The 14,955-nt window shown below is 68.6% G+C and carries 15 protein-coding genes; 6 read left to right on the top strand and 9 right to left on the bottom strand.

Annotated elements, in window-relative coordinates; translation table 11 throughout:
• The first annotated feature begins 1 nt into the window (after window position 1).
• From CFB24_RS13360 to CFB24_RS13385, 6 genes are all read left to right on the top strand, one after another.
• Window positions 2-1,051 carry a polysaccharide pyruvyl transferase family protein gene (locus CFB24_RS13360; protein ID WP_088521124.1) on the top strand — a complete coding sequence of 350 codons (1,050 nt, stop codon included), beginning with the start codon at window positions 2-4 and terminating at the stop codon, window positions 1,049-1,051.
• A gap of 11 nt (window positions 1,052-1,062) precedes the next feature.
• A complete protein-coding gene (locus CFB24_RS13365) occupies window positions 1,063-2,373 on the top strand; it encodes a Coenzyme F420 hydrogenase/dehydrogenase, beta subunit C-terminal domain (protein WP_088521234.1) in 1,311 nt (436 codons plus the stop codon).
• A gap of 100 nt (window positions 2,374-2,473) precedes the next feature.
• Window positions 2,474-3,568 (top strand): inositol-3-phosphate synthase, encoded by a 1,095-nt coding sequence (locus tag CFB24_RS13370; protein WP_088521125.1) that lies wholly within the window; start codon window positions 2,474-2,476, stop codon window positions 3,566-3,568.
• Window positions 3,565-4,155: a histidine phosphatase family protein gene (locus CFB24_RS13375; protein ID WP_088521126.1), complete on the top strand. Its 591-nt coding sequence runs from the start codon at window positions 3,565-3,567 to the stop codon at window positions 4,153-4,155. Before CFB24_RS13370 ends, CFB24_RS13375 begins: the two co-directional genes overlap by 4 nt.
• Window positions 4,155-4,919, top strand: coding sequence for a TIGR04290 family methyltransferase (locus CFB24_RS13380; RefSeq protein WP_088521127.1), 765 nt, complete (start codon window positions 4,155-4,157; stop codon window positions 4,917-4,919). The genes CFB24_RS13375 and CFB24_RS13380 overlap by 1 nt, the downstream gene beginning before the upstream one ends.
• Window positions 4,916-5,854 (top strand): glycoside hydrolase 5 family protein, encoded by a 939-nt coding sequence (locus CFB24_RS13385; RefSeq protein WP_088521128.1) that lies wholly within the window; start codon window positions 4,916-4,918, stop codon window positions 5,852-5,854. Before CFB24_RS13380 ends, CFB24_RS13385 begins: the two co-directional genes overlap by 4 nt.
• Here the strand turns inward: CFB24_RS13385 and CFB24_RS13390 are convergent.
• From CFB24_RS13390 to CFB24_RS13430, 9 genes are read right to left on the bottom strand one after another with little or no spacing between them, the layout of a single operon-like run.
• Window positions 5,811-6,842 (bottom strand): UDP-glucuronic acid decarboxylase family protein, encoded by a 1,032-nt coding sequence (locus CFB24_RS13390; protein WP_088521129.1) that lies wholly within the window; start codon window positions 6,840-6,842, stop codon window positions 5,811-5,813. The two genes, CFB24_RS13385 and CFB24_RS13390, sit on opposite strands and share 44 nt — an antisense overlap.
• A 13-nt stretch (window positions 6,843-6,855) precedes the next feature.
• Window positions 6,856-7,938 carry a CgeB family protein gene (locus tag CFB24_RS13395; RefSeq protein ID WP_088521130.1) on the bottom strand — a complete coding sequence of 361 codons (1,083 nt, stop codon included), beginning with the start codon at window positions 7,936-7,938 and terminating at the stop codon, window positions 6,856-6,858.
• A complete protein-coding gene (locus CFB24_RS13400) occupies window positions 7,935-9,023 on the bottom strand; it encodes a CgeB family protein (protein ID WP_088521131.1) in 1,089 nt (362 codons plus the stop codon). The genes CFB24_RS13395 and CFB24_RS13400 overlap by 4 nt, the downstream gene beginning before the upstream one ends.
• A complete protein-coding gene (locus CFB24_RS13405) occupies window positions 9,020-10,126 on the bottom strand; it encodes a CgeB family protein (RefSeq protein WP_088521132.1) in 1,107 nt (368 codons plus the stop codon). The genes CFB24_RS13400 and CFB24_RS13405 overlap by 4 nt, the downstream gene beginning before the upstream one ends.
• Window positions 10,123-11,229 carry a glycosyltransferase family 4 protein gene (locus CFB24_RS13410; RefSeq protein WP_088521133.1) on the bottom strand — a complete coding sequence of 369 codons (1,107 nt, stop codon included), beginning with the start codon at window positions 11,227-11,229 and terminating at the stop codon, window positions 10,123-10,125. The genes CFB24_RS13405 and CFB24_RS13410 overlap by 4 nt, the downstream gene beginning before the upstream one ends.
• The gene (locus CFB24_RS13415) at window positions 11,211-12,506 is read right to left on the bottom strand and encodes a TIGR04295 family B12-binding domain-containing radical SAM protein (protein WP_088521134.1); all 1,296 of its coding nucleotides are present in this window, start codon (window positions 12,504-12,506) and stop codon (window positions 11,211-11,213) included. Before CFB24_RS13415 ends, CFB24_RS13410 begins: the two co-directional genes overlap by 19 nt.
• Window positions 12,507-12,508: 2 nt before the next feature.
• Entirely contained in the window at window positions 12,509-13,555 is a 1,047-nt protein-coding gene (locus CFB24_RS13420) for an SDR family NAD(P)-dependent oxidoreductase (protein ID WP_088521135.1), read from the bottom strand.
• Complete coding sequence (locus CFB24_RS13425; protein WP_088521136.1) at window positions 13,552-14,637, bottom strand: NAD-dependent epimerase/dehydratase family protein; 1,086 nt, start codon at window positions 14,635-14,637, stop codon at window positions 13,552-13,554. Before CFB24_RS13425 ends, CFB24_RS13420 begins: the two co-directional genes overlap by 4 nt.
• 12 nt (window positions 14,638-14,649) lie before the next feature.
• The gene (locus CFB24_RS13430; protein ID WP_088521137.1) at window positions 14,650-14,913 is read right to left on the bottom strand and encodes a hypothetical protein; all 264 of its coding nucleotides are present in this window, start codon (window positions 14,911-14,913) and stop codon (window positions 14,650-14,652) included.
• Between the last annotated feature and the right edge of the window lie 42 nt (window positions 14,914-14,955).

Raw genomic sequence — 14,955 nt, forward strand, 5'->3', positions numbered from 1 at the left:
CATGCGCGGCGACATCGGCATCCTCACCTTCCATCGTTGCGTGAACTATGGCTCGTATTGGCAGGCGCGTTGCCTGCTCGAATGGGTCCGACGCCGCGGGCGTAACGCCGTGCTGCTCGATCATGTCTCGTTGCAGGCGCGCCGCGCCGAACTCCGGTGCGCGCTGTCGCCGCATCTGCCGCAGCCGACGCGCGCGGAAGACATTCCCGCCTATGTTCGCAAAGTCAGAGGCTTTCGCCGCGCCGTGGCGCGCCTGCCGCTGTCGCCGCGCTTTCCGCTCGACTCGCCCGCGCAGGCGCAACCCTGCGACGTCGTTCTCGTCGGCAGCGACGAAATCTTCAACCTGCATCATCCCTGGTATGGCGGAACGCCCGCCTTCTTCGGCGAGGGCTTTTCGCAAAGGCGGGTCGCTTATGCCGCGAGCTTCGGCAATCAAACCGTCGCGCTCGATGCGTTCTGGAGCGCCAGGCTGGCCAATTTCGCCGCGCTTTCGGTGCGCGACCGGACCGCGCTGGCTTTGGTCTCGGCGACAGGCTTGCCGCCGCCGGAGCTGGTGCTCGATCCCTGCCTGCTCAATCCGCCCGTGGCGCCGCCCGTCGCGCGGCGCGCGCAGCAGAATTTCGTCGTCGTCTATGGTCACGGCTTCCCGCACTGGTTCGCCGAGGCGGCGCGCTTTTGGGCGGGCGCGAAAAACATGCGCCTTGTCAGCGTCGGCTATCGCAACGATTGGGCGGACGAGCAGCGCATCGACGCGGACCCCGAAACATTTCGCGATCTCATGGCGTCGTGCGCGGCGGTCGCGACCGATTTCTTCCACGGCTGCGTCTTCGCGGTCTTGAACCGCAAACCCTTCGCCTGCGTGGCGACGTCTTACCGCCATAACAAGCTGCGCGATCTCTGCGCCCTGCTGGGCCTCGACGACCGCCTCGCGGCGGAGGCGAGCGCCGTGCCTCGCGGACTGTCCGAGCCGCCGGCGGGCGATGTCCATGATCGCGTCGTCGCGCTGCGGGCCCGGTCCGAATGTTTCCTTGACCTCGCGTTGGCGCCGTGACTCCGCAGGATATGCGCCGCTCCGGGCTGTGCGTCGGTTGCGGCGCCTGCGGCGCCGTGGCGCCGGACAGCTATGGCCAGCTGGCGCCGCTGTCCGAAGCGGATGTCGCCGCGATCTGCCCGTTTTCCCCGCAAGCGCCAGACGAGGATGAACTGTCGGCGCGCCGCTTTCCGCAGGCGCCCCGCCGCGATGCCTCCATCGGCCGTTTCGAGGCGGCCTATGTCGGCCATGTCGCGGAAGACGATTTTCGCAGCAGGGGCAGTTCCGGCGGCCTCGCGAGCTGGTTCGCCGCCGAACTGTTGCGGCTTGGGCTGGTCGATGGCGTAGCCCATGTCGCGCCGCGGCCCACGCCGCCGCTGTTCGGCTATCGCATTTCGCGCACGGTTGAGCAGGTGAAGGCCGGCGCCAAGTCGCGTTATCATCCTGTCGCCCTCGGGCCGGCCTTGCAGGAAATCCGGCAGACGCCCGGCCGCTATGCGCTTGTCGGCGTTCCCTGTTTCATCAAGGCGCTGCACCTGCTGCGCCGCCGCGATCCGCTGTTGCGCGCCCGCGTCGCCTTCACGCTCGGCCTGTTCTGCGGCCATATGAAAAGCGCGCATTTCGGCGAGAGCCTCGCCTGGCAGATTGGCGTTCCCCCTGCGGACCTGACCGCCATCGACTATCGCGCCAAGGACGCCCGCCGTCCGGCCAACTGGTATCGCGTCCGCGCCGAGGACGTCGAGGGGCGGACGCGCGAAGGCGACTGGATGCATCTGGCTGGCGGGGATTGGGGCGCGGGTTCTTTCCAGAATCCGGCCTGCGATTTCTGCGACGACGTGGTGGCGGAAACGGCGGACGTCTCCTTCGGCGACGCCTGGGTCGAGCCCTACGCCAGCGATGGGCGCGGGACCAACGTCGTCGTGATCCGCGCGCCAGGCTTGCACGCGCTTGTGCAGGCGGCTTTGGCGCAGGGGCGGCTGCGGCTCGACGAAGTGGATGCGGATTTTGTGGCCCGCACGCAGGCCGCCGGGCTGCGCCAGCGCCGCGAGGGGCTCGCCTACCGGCTCGCTTTGTACGGGCGGCGGGGTCCGGTCTCGCCGCGCAAACGCGTGTGTCCTTCAACCCGCCTGCCGCTGCGGCGCAAACTGATCTATCGCGCGCGCCGGCGCATCGCACGCGACAGCGCCCGCGTTTACGGACTGGCGCGCAAGCTCGGCGCGCTCAGGATTTACCTGCTGTGGGCGCGCGGATCTTACGCGCTCTACGAGGCGCTGGTTTATGAGAGGGGATGGCTCGGCGCGGTGGTCGCGCGGCTCGCGTCGATCCGGCGCCCCCGCGAATGAAATGCGGCGTTCCATCCATGCTCCAATATCGCGGGCGTGCGGGAACAAGGCGCGCGGGCGAAAAGTTTACCGCCTTGTTGCAGTCGTTTCGGGGTGGTTTATGGGACTTCGGCTGGCCGTCGTTGGCGTCGGAAATTGCGCCTCTTCCTTGATCCAGGGGCTGGCCTATTACCGCGACGCCCAGCCGGGCGCGTCGATCCCCGGCCTGATGTCGCCCGACCTCGGCGGCTATCGCGTCGGCGACATCGAAATCGCCGCCGCCTTCGACGTGAGCGCCGCCAAGGTGGGGCGGGACGTCAGCGAGGCGATCCATGCCGCGCCCAACAATACCCATGTGTTCGCCAAAGTCGCGCCGCTCGGCGTCGCCGTGTCGCGCGGCCCGACCCTCGACGGACTCGGCCGCCATCTCGCCGAGCTGGTGGACGAGTCCGCCACGCCGCCCTGCGATGTCGCGCGCGTGCTGCGCGAAAGCCGCAGCGACGTTCTCGTCTGCTATCTCCCCGTGGGTTCGCAACGCGCGACGGAATTTTACATGCAGCAGGCGCTGATGGCGCGCTGCGGCGTGGTCAACTGCCTGCCGGTTTTCATCGCCTCGCGCCCGGAATGGCGCGCGCAGTTCGAGGCGCGCGGTCTGCCGATCATCGGCGACGACATCAAAAGCCAGGTGGGCGCGACCATCGTCCACCGCGTGCTCGCCAATCTGTTCGCCGAGCGCGGCGTGAAGCTCGATCGCACCTATCAGCTCAATGTCGGCGGCAACGCCGATTTCCGCAACATGCTGGAGCGCGAGCGGCTGGTTTCGAAAAAAATCTCCAAGACGCAATCCGTGCTCAGCCAATGTCCCGAGCCGCTCGCCGAAGGCGACGTCCATGTCGGCCCCAGCGACTACGTGCCTTGGCTCACGGACCGGAAGCTGGCTTTCATTCGCCTCGAAGGCTCCGGCTTCGGCGGAACGCCGCTGTCGGCCGAAGTGAAACTGGAAGTTTGGGACTCGCCCAATTCGGCGGGCGTGGTGATCGACGCCGTGCGCTGCGTCAAACTGGCGATGGACCGCGGCCAGGGCGGGGCGCTGGTGGGGCCGTCGAGCTGTTTTATGAAATCGCCGCCGCAACAGTTCACCGATGCGGAGGCGCGCGAACTGGTCGCGCAATTCGTCGCTGGCCCCGGACGATCCGCCGTGAGGAAAAAGGCGTGAAGATCTTTCTGGTGCGGCATGCGGCCCATGACAATCTCGGCGGCTTCCTGGCGGGACGCACGCCGGGCGTCAGGCTTGGCGCGGCGGGTCGGGCGCAGGCCGAGCGTCTCGCGGAGCGGATGATGGAAGAAAGGCTGGATGCGATCGAAGCCAGCCCGCGCGAACGAACCGTGGAGACGGCGGAGGCGCTCGCCCGCGCCTGCGGTCTCCCCCGGCCGCGCGTCGTCGATGCGCTGGACGAAGTGGATTTCGGCGACTGGACCGGCAAGGATTTTCAAACGCTCGACGCCGATCCGGCCTGGCGCAAATGGAACGCGCAACGGGCGATCGCGCGCACGCCGTCCGGCGAAAGCATGGGCGACGTGCAGGCGCGCGCCCTGGCGCATATCCACGCCTTGGTCAAGGCGGGGGCGCCGCGCGTCGCGCTGGTCACCCATGCCGACGTGATCAAGGCGATTGTGTGCGGCGTGCTCGGCCTTTCGTTCGATTCCTGGTCGCGCTTCGACATCGCCCCGGCTTCGATCACGCGCATCGCGCCGGTTTCGGCGGGTTTGCGGCTCGATGGCTTGAACGAAGTGGTCTGGTGATGGCGGCTCCGCTGACTGTCGAGGAAATCCGGCGCCAGGTGGCGGCGCTCGGTCCCTGGTTTCACAATCTCGATCTCAACGGCGTGATGACCGCGCCGGATCATTTCCTCGGCGATTACCCCTGCGTCAAATGGCGGCGTTTCGCCGAGGCGCTCCCGTGCGACCTGTCGGGCTTAAGCGTGCTCGACATTGGCTGCAACGCCGGCTTCTACAGCCTCGAAATGAAGCGGCGCGGGGCGGCGCGCGTGGTCGGAATCGATTCGGACAAGGCCTATTTGCGGCAGGCGCGTTTCGCCGCCGGCGTCTGCGGCCTCGACATCGATTTCCGCAACCTGTCGGTCTATGACGTCGCGCGGTTGGGTGAGCGTTTCGACATCGTGCTGTTCATGGGCGTGCTCTACCATTTGCGCCATCCGCTGCTCGCGCTCGATCTCATCCGCGAGCATGTGGCCGGCGACCTGCTCGTGTTCCAATGTATGCTGCGCGGGAGCATGGAGGTCGAGCCGGTCGCGGAGGACGCCGATTTCTTCGATGCGACGCCGTTCGAGCGGCCGAGCTATCCCAGGCTGCATTTCATCGAGCAACGCTATGCCGGCGATCCCACCAATTGGTGGACGCCCAATCGCGCCTGCGTGGAGGCGATGCTGCGCTCCTCCGGTTTCGCCATCGCGGGCCATCCCGAGGAGGAAGTCTATCTGTGTCGCTGCGCGGGCGCGCCGGCGGGCGAGGGCGCGGTCTATCCCGCGCGGGGAGGCGAGATATGATCGAAGCGGCGATGATCTGGAACGAGCCCAACAACAAGTCGCATTGGGATCCCGAACTCGACCCGGACTGGCGCCTGTTCGCGGAAATGGCCATGCTCGCGGGGCAGGCGATCCGGGCGGAGAATGCGTCGCTCACCCGCGTGCTCGGCGGCATCTCTCCCATCGACCCGGCGTTCATCGTCAATATGAAGGGACGCGGCGTGCTGGATCACGTCGACGCGGTCGCCGTTCATGGCTTTCCGCTGGACTGGAATCTCTGGCGGATCGACGAATGGCCGCAGAAAATCGAGGAAATCCGGGCGGTGACCGAGCTTCCCATCTGGGTCAGCGAAGTCGGCGTGTCGAGTTTCGGGGCGGAGGAGGTTCAGGCCTGGGGGCTGGAGCGCACGGCGCAGTTGCTGGCGGGGCGCGCGCCGCGCCTGCACTGGTATTCGCTGTTCGACCTGCCGCAGGCCTGGGGCGCCACCACGCGCCACAAGGAAGCGGAGGGCTCGTCCTATTACCGCCATTTCCACATGGGCCTGATTCGCGCCGATGGAACGCCGAAGCAGGCGCTCGACGTATTCGCGCGCCATGCCCACATCTTTGGGCTGATGCAATGGTTCCGCTTCGAGGACCCGCGCCTCGACGACGCCGTGGCCTGGATGAAACGGCTGGGCGTGCGCCGCCTGCGCACGGGTCTGTCGTGGGCGGATTCGTTTCGTCCCGGCGCGGATCTGTTTTTCGACCGTATGATGCAGGCGCTGGCGGATTTCGAAGTGACCGTCACCTTCGCGTTCACGCCGGAGCATCGCGGCCTCGCGCCGCATCACACCAGCCCGCCGGTCGCGCCGGAGGAATTCGCGGAATTCTGCGCGCGCATGGTGCGGCGCTACGCCGGCTCAGTGCGGCTCACGCCGGAGGTTTCTCCGCCCGCGCCCGCGCGCGTTTCTTGAGCGGGATCATCGCCGCCTCGCGCGCCACGCCGGAGAAATGCGCGATCGTGCGCTTGAGCCCGGCGTCGAGCGCCACGCGCGGACGCCAGTCGAGCACGCGTTCGGCGATGGAGATATCGGGACGGCGGCGGCGCGGATCGTCGATCGGCAACGGGCGATAGGTGACGCCGGAGCGCGCGCCGGTGAGGCGCAGCACGCGCGCGGCGAGATCCTTCACCATCAGCTCGTCGGGATTGCCGAGATTGATCGCGCCGCGATAGTCGCTGTCGTGCAGCATCAGCCGCATCAGGCCGTCCACCATGTCGTCCACATAGCAGAACGACCGCGTCTGCTCGCCGGCGCCATAGATGGTGATGTCGTCGCCCGACAGGGCCTGCGTGATGGCGTTGGATACGACGCGGCCGTCGTCGGCGCGCATGCGCGGGCCATAGGTGTTGAAAATGCGCGCGACCCGCACGTCCCCGCGTCGCGCGCGCAAAAAATCGAAGGCGAGGGTTTCCGCCGCGCGTTTGCCCTCGTCATAGCAGGCGCGCGGCCCCGTCGGATTGACATGGCCCCAATAGCTCTCGCGCTGCGGATGGGTTTCGGGATCGCCATAGACTTCGCTGGTGGAGGCGAGCAGGAAGCGCGCCTCGTGCGCCTGCGCCAGCGCCAGCAAATGCCGCGTGCCCAGCACATTGGTCAGCAGCGTATGCTCGGGATCGGCCTGATAATGCGGCGGCGAGGCCGCGCAGGCCAGATTGAAAATATACGCCAGTCGGCGTCCCGAGCGCGTCAGCCGCGCCGGCAGCGGATCGGTGACGTCGGCGTCGAGAATGTCGAAGCGCGGCTCGCGTTCGAGATGGCGCAAATTGTCGTAGCGGCCGGTGAGGAAATTGTCGAGGCACAGCACGCGCCAGCCCCGCGCCAGCAGGGCGTCGCTGAGATGGGAGCCGATGAATCCGGCGCCGCCCGCGACCAGGGCGACGGTCTCGCGCTGTTGGCCCATTGCAAGTCCTTCCTCAAGCCGGTTGGGCGGCTTTTTGCGCCGCCGCGATATGGCCGGCCAGCTCTTCGGCGCGATGCGCGGCGGTGTGGGCGTCGAGCACGCGGGCGCGCGCGCCGCGCGCGAGGGCGCGCCGCTGCGCTTCCGTCATATTGCGCAGAGCGTGCAACACGTCGTCGGCGTCAGCGGCGACGACGATGTCCGCGCCGGGCGCGAACAGCGACTCGAGCCCGCGCCACGCGTCGGAAATGATCGGCGTTTCGCAGGCGGCGGCTTCGAACAGCCGCACGCTGGGGCTGTAGCCGGCGCGGACCATGTCGCGGCGCGTGGCGTTGAGCGTGAAGCGGCAGGCGCCGTAAAAGGCGGCGTGGTCCTGCGGCCCGACATGGTCGATGCGCGCGACATTGGCTGGCCAGTCGATCGTATCGCGATATTGCGGGCCGGCGACGACGAAGCGCAGCTCGGGCGCGCGTCGCGCCGGTTCGATCAACAGGCGTTCGATCACGGGCTGGCGATCGGGCGCGTAGGTGCCGAGATAGCCGAGATCGTAACGCGTCGCCAAGTCGAGCGGGCGGTAAAGCTCGGGGTCCACCGCGCAATAGAGGGCGCGCGCCGCCTTGGCCTGGAAGTCGCGGGCGAGGCGCGCGAGCGTGGGGCCGCCCGTGAAGGACAGATAGAGATCGAAGCCGGGGATCATCTCGGCGGAGAGATAGGGACAGGCGTTGCGTTCCAGCGCGGCGAGAGTCACCGGCGTGTCGATGTCGTAGAAGGCGGTCACGCCGCGCGCATGATGCTGGACGAAGCCGCAGATTGCGGCGCCGTCGGGCGTGTAGGAGCCGACGACGACAGCGCCCGCTCGTGCGATCTCGCCGCGAAAATGGGAGAGATCGTCAAGGCCTTGATAAAATTCCAGCGTGCAGAAATCGGGATTTTCGAGGTCGCGGTGGTCGGCGTACCAGGGCTGGTCCCGTTCGAGAAATAGAACCCGGCGCCCCCCGGCCGCATAGGCTTTCAGCAAGGCGCGATAGGTGGTGGCGTGGCCGTTTCCCCAGGACGAAGACAGGCTGAGGCCGAGAACGACGAGATCGAACCCGTTCATGCCGAAAGCCTTTCCCGCCTAGCGTCGAACGCCTGACGCAGCAGCGCGTCAACCTGCGCCGCGCGTCTCGCGTAAGTGTGCTCGGCGCGGATGCGCGCGCCCGCCGCCTCGCCGATTCTTCGCGCGCCCGCGGGGGTGAGATGGGCGAGAATCGTCGCGACGTCGGCGCCGTCGCGCGCCACCAGAATTTCCTCGCCGGGGGTGAGGAAAAGCTCGACGCCGTCCCAGGCGTCGGTGATCAGGCAGGCGTCCGCGCCGGCCGCCTCGAACACGCGGGTCGCTGGCGAGAATCCATTGCTGGCCATGCTGTCGCGGGCGATGTTGAGCACGGCGAGCGCGCTGGAGTTGAGCGCATTGTGATCGCGCGTAAAAACATGGCCGAGCTTGCGCACATTGGCGGGCGCGGCGCGGTCGTCCCATCCGGCGCCGCCGAGCAGGAAGGATTTTTCGCGCAGGCGCGCGGCGGGGGCGAAGAAGAAGCGCGCCACCCGCTCCTCGCGGTCCGGCAGACGGTTGCCGAGAAAGGCGAGATCGCAGGCGAAGCGCGGGTCGGGCGCGACGCGAAAATGGGTTTCGGGGTCGAGCGCATTATAGACCGGCGCGCAGGCGCGCGCGCCAAAACCGTGGTAGCCGCGCGTCACGGGATCGCCGCCGCCATAGGTAAGCACGAGGTCGAAGGCGGGGAGCGCGCGCCGCAGCGGATGGTCCGACGCGCCGCGCATGTCCGCGAGCGTGGCGGGCGCGTCGACGTCCCAGTAGATCCGCAAGGGCCGAACCGCCGAGGCGACGCCGGCCAGAAGCTCGTCGTCGAACACGCCGACGCCGCTGGCCTTCACCGCGACATCCGCCGCATCGGCCTCGGCGAGGACGCGCCGCACGCCCTCCGGCGTCGCCGGATAGACCACCACCCGCGCCCAGTCGGGCGGGTCGATATCGCGATGGCTCTGGCGGTCGTAGGCGTCTGGTTCAAAGAAGGTGATGGCGTGGCCGAGGGCGGCGAGGTTCTTCAGCAGGCCGCGATAATAGGTGGCCGCGCCGTTCCAGTAAGAGGACAACAGGCTCGACCCGTAAAAGGCGATCTTCATGCGGCGCTCTCCCTTGGCGCCGAAAGGCGCGAGACAATCGCCAGCAGCTCCGCCGCGCGATGGGCGCAGCTATGGCGCGCGCGAATGGTTTCGAGCCCGTTGGCGACGAGGTCGGCGCGCAGATCGGGATCGTCCCGCAGGCGCGCGAGATGGCTGGCGCATTCGGACGCGTCGCGCGCGAACACGAAATCCTGGCTGGGGCGGAACAGGTTTTCGCTGTCGCGCCACGGCGCGCTGACCAGTGGAATGCCGCAAGCCAGCGCCTCGAACACCCGAATGGTCGGGATGCCCGGCAGGACCGTGGCGTAAGCGCGGCGCGGCACATGCACGGTGGCGAGGGCGCCCGCGAAAATTTCCGGCGCGCTGGCGTTGGCGAGCCAGCCGCGCCAGCGCGCGCCGTAGCGGCGCAGGGTCGCGCGCGCGGATTCGGGATAGCGCACGCCGTAAATGTCCAGCGGCAGCCCGACCGCCGCCGCCGGCTTGAGCAGGAATTCCTCGATCTCGGCGCTGCGCTCGTCGTCGCCCCAATTGCCGATCCACACCAGGCCCTCGCGCGGACCCTCAGTCTCCGGCGGACGGAAATGGCGGATATCGGCGGCTTCATGCCAGACAAAGGCGCGCGCGCCCCAGCCGGCGCGGGCGTAAACGTCCGCCAGCGCCGCGCCGAACGCCAGCACGCCGTCATAGCCGGATAGATCCAGCGCGCGGATTGCGTCGGGGTCGCTGACAGCGCGATGATGGGTGTCGTGGAACAGCAGGGTGAAGCCGGCGCCTTGCGCGCGCAGCCGTCCGAGCGCGGCGACCAGTTCGGGCGGGCTCCATTCGTGGACCAGCACGAGATCGGCGCCGTCCACAGCCGCCGTCGCCTGATCCAGATGCGACCAGCGCGCCGGCTTCAGGCCGGGATAAGCGGTGCGAAACGGATGCAAGCCCGCTTCGCCATGGTCCGCGAGCAGGTTGGCGAGGCTCCACGACGAGGCCGGCTCCATCGAGCGCACATCGTGGCCGGAGAGGGCCAGTTCGCGCAACAGGCCGCGCAGGAAATGCGCGTTGCCATGGTTCCAGCACGACAGCAGCGAATGGGTGAAATAGACGATCTTCATGCCACCGCTCCCGTGGAGCGTCGCGCAAGCGCGGAGCGATAGATCGCCGCCGTGGCTTCGGCCATCGCGGTCGCGCTGTAATCCGCCGCGCGGGCCGTCGCGGCCTCGCCCATGCGCGTGCGCAGGGCGGGATCGTCGGCGATTTGATTGACCGCGTCGGCGAAGCCGCGCGGCAAGCGCGGCGGAACGAACAGGGCCGCGCCGTGCCAGAGTTCGCGGAAGGTCTCGATGTCGCTCAGCACGAGCGGACAGCCGGCCTGCGCCGCCTCCAGCGCCGACAGGCCGAAAGGCTCGTAGATCGCGGCGGACACGAAGATCGGCCGCTCCGCCAGCATCTGGCGCAGCACTGCGGAATCCAGCGGGCCGAGCAGGCGCGCGTGGCGGGCGGAGAAGCGCTCCCCGCAGCCGTCGGGGCCACCGCAGGGGCCGGCGAGCCGCAGCGGAACGCGCATGGCGGCGGCCGCCGAATCGAGCGTCGCGGCGTTCTTGCCACGGTCCCACAGGCGGCCTGCCGAAAGAGCATAGGCGGCGGGACCTCCTCCGTAGCGCGGCGGCGGCGCGGCGCGGCCGTTATGCACGACGAACGGGGCGATGCGGTAAAGGTCGCTCAACACCGCCGCATAGGCGCGGGTGGGGCACAGGACCGCGTCGGCCCGCGACAGCGCGTCGCGCAACATCCGCGTGCGCCAAAGGAAATCGCCCGCAAGCGGCGCGTCCTCAACCGCCAACAGCCAGCTGGCGACGCAGGAGTGGACGGCGCAGACCACCGGCGCGGAAAAATCGGCCAGCGCATAAGTGGGGGAATTGAGATGAACCAGATCGGCGCGGCTGGCGCGCGCCAGCGCGGCGACGCGACCGGCGGCGGCGGACGTCTCTTCCGGCGAGCGCGTCAGCCAGTCGAGCGGCAGCCCGGTTTCGCGCAGCTCCACGCCCTCGATCGCCTGGGCGGCGGCGAATTGCGCCTCGCTCAAGCCGGGGCCGAGCACGGCGAGCGTGGTTCGCACGCCCATCGGCGCGAGGGCCCGGGCGAGGTCGAGCGCATAGGTGAACACGCCCCCGACCGCATCGGTCGTCATGAACAGGTTCAGCGGCAATGCGCGCATGAGGCCTCCAACACCGGCAGGGGGAGGGGGCTGTCCTCCTGGATGTCGCTGAAGCGCGTGAACTGCCGCAGGTAATAGGCATGGGCGCGCTCCCAGGCCTCGCCGTCCGGCTCCCCCCACAGACGGCGATAGTCGGGCGAGGACGGATAGGGATAGAGCGGCACGGGATCGTTGGCCCAGACGCCGGCCCTGCGCAGTTTGTCGCGCCAGCTCTCGACCAGCGCGACGTCGTCGCCGGGCGATTCGATCAGATTGGCCTGCACGAAAGGCACGCGCCGCCGCGCATGGATCAGCCGCTCCGCCAGCGCGTCGGTGGACAGCCGGCAGTTTTTGTCGAGCGTGGCGCGTCCCTCGGGCGTCAGGCTTTCCACCCCCGCTTCGATCGAGACGCAGCGCGCTTCGCCCAGCAGATCGAGCATGGAGGGCTTCCACAAGTCGATGCGGGTCTGGATGCCGAACGGAATGCGCCGCGCCACCAAAGCTTCGAGCAGAGGCTTCTGCGGCAGGAAGATTTCGTCGATGAAATAGAGATAGGTCGCGCCCTGCGCCATCAGGCGGTCGATTTCATGCAGCAGGGGCGAGAGGTCGCGGCGGCGATAGGCGTCGCGAAAGTCGATCTTGGCGCAGAAACTGCAATGATAGGGGCAGCCGCGCGACGCCTCCACTTCGGCGCCGGGGCCGTCGGGCAGCGCGTCGAAGCGGTGGTGATGGTGGCGATGCGCCGCGATCATCGCGTCGGGCCATGTCAGCGCGGGAAGATCGGTGAAAACGGTGGCGCGCGGCTCCCCGGTCGTGCGCACCGCTTCGCCGTCCCGGAACGCCAGCCCCGCAATGGAGCCCAGCGGCGAGCCATTGGCGATCTCGAGCAGCGCCTCCTCGCATTCGCCGCGCACGACAATGTCGGCGCCAAGCTTGGCCAGTGTGGTTTCGGGCGTCACCGAGCCATGCGGTCCGACAATGACGGTGCGGCCGCCGTCGTCGCCCAGCGCGAGCAGGAACGCCCGCGGCGTGCGCAATTCCGGCGGGGCGCAGCGCCAGAACAGATAGCTCGGCGCCGTGGGGACGACGGTGAAATCGGCGCCGAACGCCTTGACCTCCCGGGCGATCTCGTCGTCGTCGCGCTCCATCAGCCCGCCGTCGCACAACAGGGTTTCATGGCCGGCGCGCTCCAGCAGCGCCTTGGCGCAGCCCAGCTCCAGCGGCAGATGCGGCGCGCGGCAGCCGAAATAGATCGAGCGGTCGAAGCGCCAGCGCGGGTTGACGAGAGCGACGCGCATGGTCACGCCTCCGCCCAGATTTTGACGCGCGGTTCAGATTCGGCGAGCCAGCCGGCGAGGCGCGTCACGCCCTCCCGCCAGGGCAGCGGCTCGGCGAGCGCGAGGGCGGCCCGGACGCGGCGGGCGTCGGACACGTACCAGCGCTGGTCGCCGGCGCGCCATGGCAGGAAGAAGACGCGCGCGCGCCGGTTGAACAGGGCTTCGCCCTGGGCGATCACGTCGAGCAGGGTCACCGCATTGGCCGGTCCGCCGCCGAGGTTGAACGCCTGGCCCGCGATGGCGCCGATCTGCTTCCAGGCGGCGACATAGGCCGCCACGGCGTCCTCGACGAACAGCACGTCGCGCACCTGGCGTCCGTCGCCATAAATGGAGATCGGTTCGCCCGCGTGAACGCGCCGCAACAGATGCGCCACCCAGCCTTGATCCTCCGTGCCCATCTGGCGGGGACCATAGACGCAGCTCATGCGCATCACCGCGGTCGAAAGGCCGAAGGAGCGCGCGTAATCCAGCACATATTGGTCGGCCGCGCCCTTCGAGCAGCCATAGGGCGTGTGGAAGTCGAGCGGTTGTTTCTCGTTGACGCCCTGCAGCGCCAGCGACAGATCGACCGGCCTGTACGCCTCGCGCTGCAGGTGCAGCGGCACGGCGGCGAGGTCGCCATAAACCTTGTTGGTGCTGGCGAAGATCAGCGGCGTGCGCGGGGCGCGCAGGCGCAGGATTTCCAGCAGGCCGAGCACGCCCCGCACATTGATCGAGAAATCTTCCAGCGGCTGTTCGAGGCTGGTCGTCACCGCCACCTGGGCCGCGAAATGGAACACGGCGGCGGCGCCCGCCACCGCGTCGGCGCAGCTCTGGATGTCACGGATGTCGGCGCGGTGGAAGGCGACGCGGTCATGATGGCGGCGCTTGAGCCAGGCCACATTGCGCTCGACGCCGGGCCGCGACAGATTGTCGAGAATCAGAACGTGTTCGCCATCGGTGGCGAGGCGGTCCGCCAGATTGGCGCCGATGAAGCCGGCCCCGCCGGTGATCAGGACGGGCGCGCTCATGCCACCAGCCCCCGCGCTTGCAACTCGCGCCGCGCCTGCTCCGCGCCGTCCTCCGCGCTCTGTTCGCGCAGCCATGCCGCGAGTTCGGCGACGCCCGCCGCAAAGGCCGTTTTCGGCGCAAAGCCGAGTTCGGCGCGCGCCTTGGAAATGTCGGCGAAGCAATGGCGGATGTCGCCGGCGCGTCGTTGCCCGGTCAGCTCCGGCGCGATGTCCAGGCGGTCCACGGCTTGGGCCAGAGCACCCGCCACATCGAGGATGTCGCGCGATTCGCCGCTGCCGATATTGTAGACTTGGCCGGCGGCGCCCGGCGCGTCGAGCGCGGCGAGAAAGGCCGCGGCCACATCGGAGACATGAATGAAATCGCGCCGCTGCCGGCCGTCCTCGAACACCAGCGGCGCCCGTCCGTTGAGGAGCCGCGCCGCGAAAATGGCCAGCACGCCGGTATAGGGATTGGAAAGGGCCTGGCCGGGGCCATAGACGTTGAACAGGCGCAACGCCACGCCCTCCATGCCATAGGCGCCGCACACGTTCAGCGTCAGCCGCTCCTGCGCATATTTGGTGAGGGCGTAGACCGAGGCGAGCGAGGGGCGCTTGTCCTCGGGCGTGGGAACCGGCGCGAGGGGACGCCCCGATTCGTCCAGCGGATCCCAGCGGCCCGGGCGCGTCGCCTCGACGATGCGGCCGTCGGCGTCGCGGTACAGCCCCTCGCCGTAAATGCTCATGGAGGAAGCGACCACCACCCGCCGCACCGGCCTGGCGATCAGCGCCTGCATCAGCACGGCGGTTCCGAGATCGTTGGCCGCGACATAGCGTTCGATCTCATACATGCTCTGGCCCACGCCGACTTCGGCGGCGAGGTGGACCACTTGATCGACGCCGTCGAGCGCCGCCGCCACGCGCGCGGGGTCGCGCATATCGCCGACCACCAGTTCGGCGCCGGCGGGAATGGAATTGGCGCGCGCGCCGTGAACTTGCGCGATCAGCGCATCGAACAGGCGCACGCTGTCGCCGCGCGCGACAAGGGCGCGGGCGACGTGACGGCCGATGAAGCCGGCCCCGCCGGTGATGAGGATGTTGGCCATGGGCGGCGCCGTTCAGTGATGGCGCCGGATGAGTTTGATGAAGCGGCTCTCTTCTTCGTCCTGATAAAGAAACGCCAGTTTGCTGCGCTCAAAGGTTTCGAAGAACTGGTCCCAGCTGATCGGCTCCAGCCGGTCTTCCTGCGGACCGAAATCGACGCGCAGCAAGCCGGCGTCGCGCGCATTGCCCGTGCCCTTCACGCGCGCCGGCCGGCCGCCGCGCGCCTCGACCCAGCGGCGGATGGTGGCATGGTCAGTGGTGGTTTTGCCTTCGGACATGGGGGCAACTCCATTGTTCCGCCAGTAAGATGTCAAATATGG

The organism is Rhodoblastus acidophilus, from assembly GCF_900187365.1.
Classification (GTDB): Bacteria; Pseudomonadota; Alphaproteobacteria; order Rhizobiales; family Beijerinckiaceae; genus Rhodoblastus; species Rhodoblastus acidophilus.

Bases quoted from the DNA above. Each gene is read 5' to 3' on its own strand.
- CFB24_RS13390 (WP_088521129.1), bottom strand. From the start codon at position 6,842: ATGGGCCAACAGCGCGAGACCGTCGCCCTGGTCGCGGGCGGCGCCGGA.
- CFB24_RS13385 (WP_088521128.1), top strand. From the start codon at position 4,916: ATGATCGAAGCGGCGATGATCTGGAACGAGCCCAACAACAAGTCGCAT.
- CFB24_RS13360 (WP_088521124.1), top strand. From the start codon at position 2: ATGCGCGGCGACATCGGCATCCTCACCTTCCATCGTTGCGTGAACTAT.
- CFB24_RS13405 (WP_088521132.1), bottom strand. From the start codon at position 10,126: ATGAAGATCGTCTATTTCACCCATTCGCTGCTGTCGTGCTGGAACCAT.
- CFB24_RS13425 (WP_088521136.1), bottom strand. From the start codon at position 14,637: ATGGCCAACATCCTCATCACCGGCGGGGCCGGCTTCATCGGCCGTCAC.
- CFB24_RS13380 (WP_088521127.1), top strand. From the start codon at position 4,155: ATGGCGGCTCCGCTGACTGTCGAGGAAATCCGGCGCCAGGTGGCGGCG.
- CFB24_RS13370 (WP_088521125.1), top strand. From the start codon at position 2,474: ATGGGACTTCGGCTGGCCGTCGTTGGCGTCGGAAATTGCGCCTCTTCC.
- CFB24_RS13430 (WP_088521137.1), bottom strand. From the start codon at position 14,913: ATGTCCGAAGGCAAAACCACCACTGACCATGCCACCATCCGCCGCTGG.
- CFB24_RS13410 (WP_088521133.1), bottom strand. From the start codon at position 11,229: ATGCGCGCATTGCCGCTGAACCTGTTCATGACGACCGATGCGGTCGGG.
- CFB24_RS13420 (WP_088521135.1), bottom strand. From the start codon at position 13,555: ATGAGCGCGCCCGTCCTGATCACCGGCGGGGCCGGCTTCATCGGCGCC.
- CFB24_RS13365 (WP_088521234.1), top strand. From the start codon at position 1,063: ATGCGCCGCTCCGGGCTGTGCGTCGGTTGCGGCGCCTGCGGCGCCGTG.
- CFB24_RS13400 (WP_088521131.1), bottom strand. From the start codon at position 9,023: ATGAAGATCGCCTTTTACGGGTCGAGCCTGTTGTCCTCTTACTGGAAC.
- CFB24_RS13415 (WP_088521134.1), bottom strand. From the start codon at position 12,506: ATGCGCGTCGCTCTCGTCAACCCGCGCTGGCGCTTCGACCGCTCGATC.
- CFB24_RS13395 (WP_088521130.1), bottom strand. From the start codon at position 7,938: ATGAACGGGTTCGATCTCGTCGTTCTCGGCCTCAGCCTGTCTTCGTCC.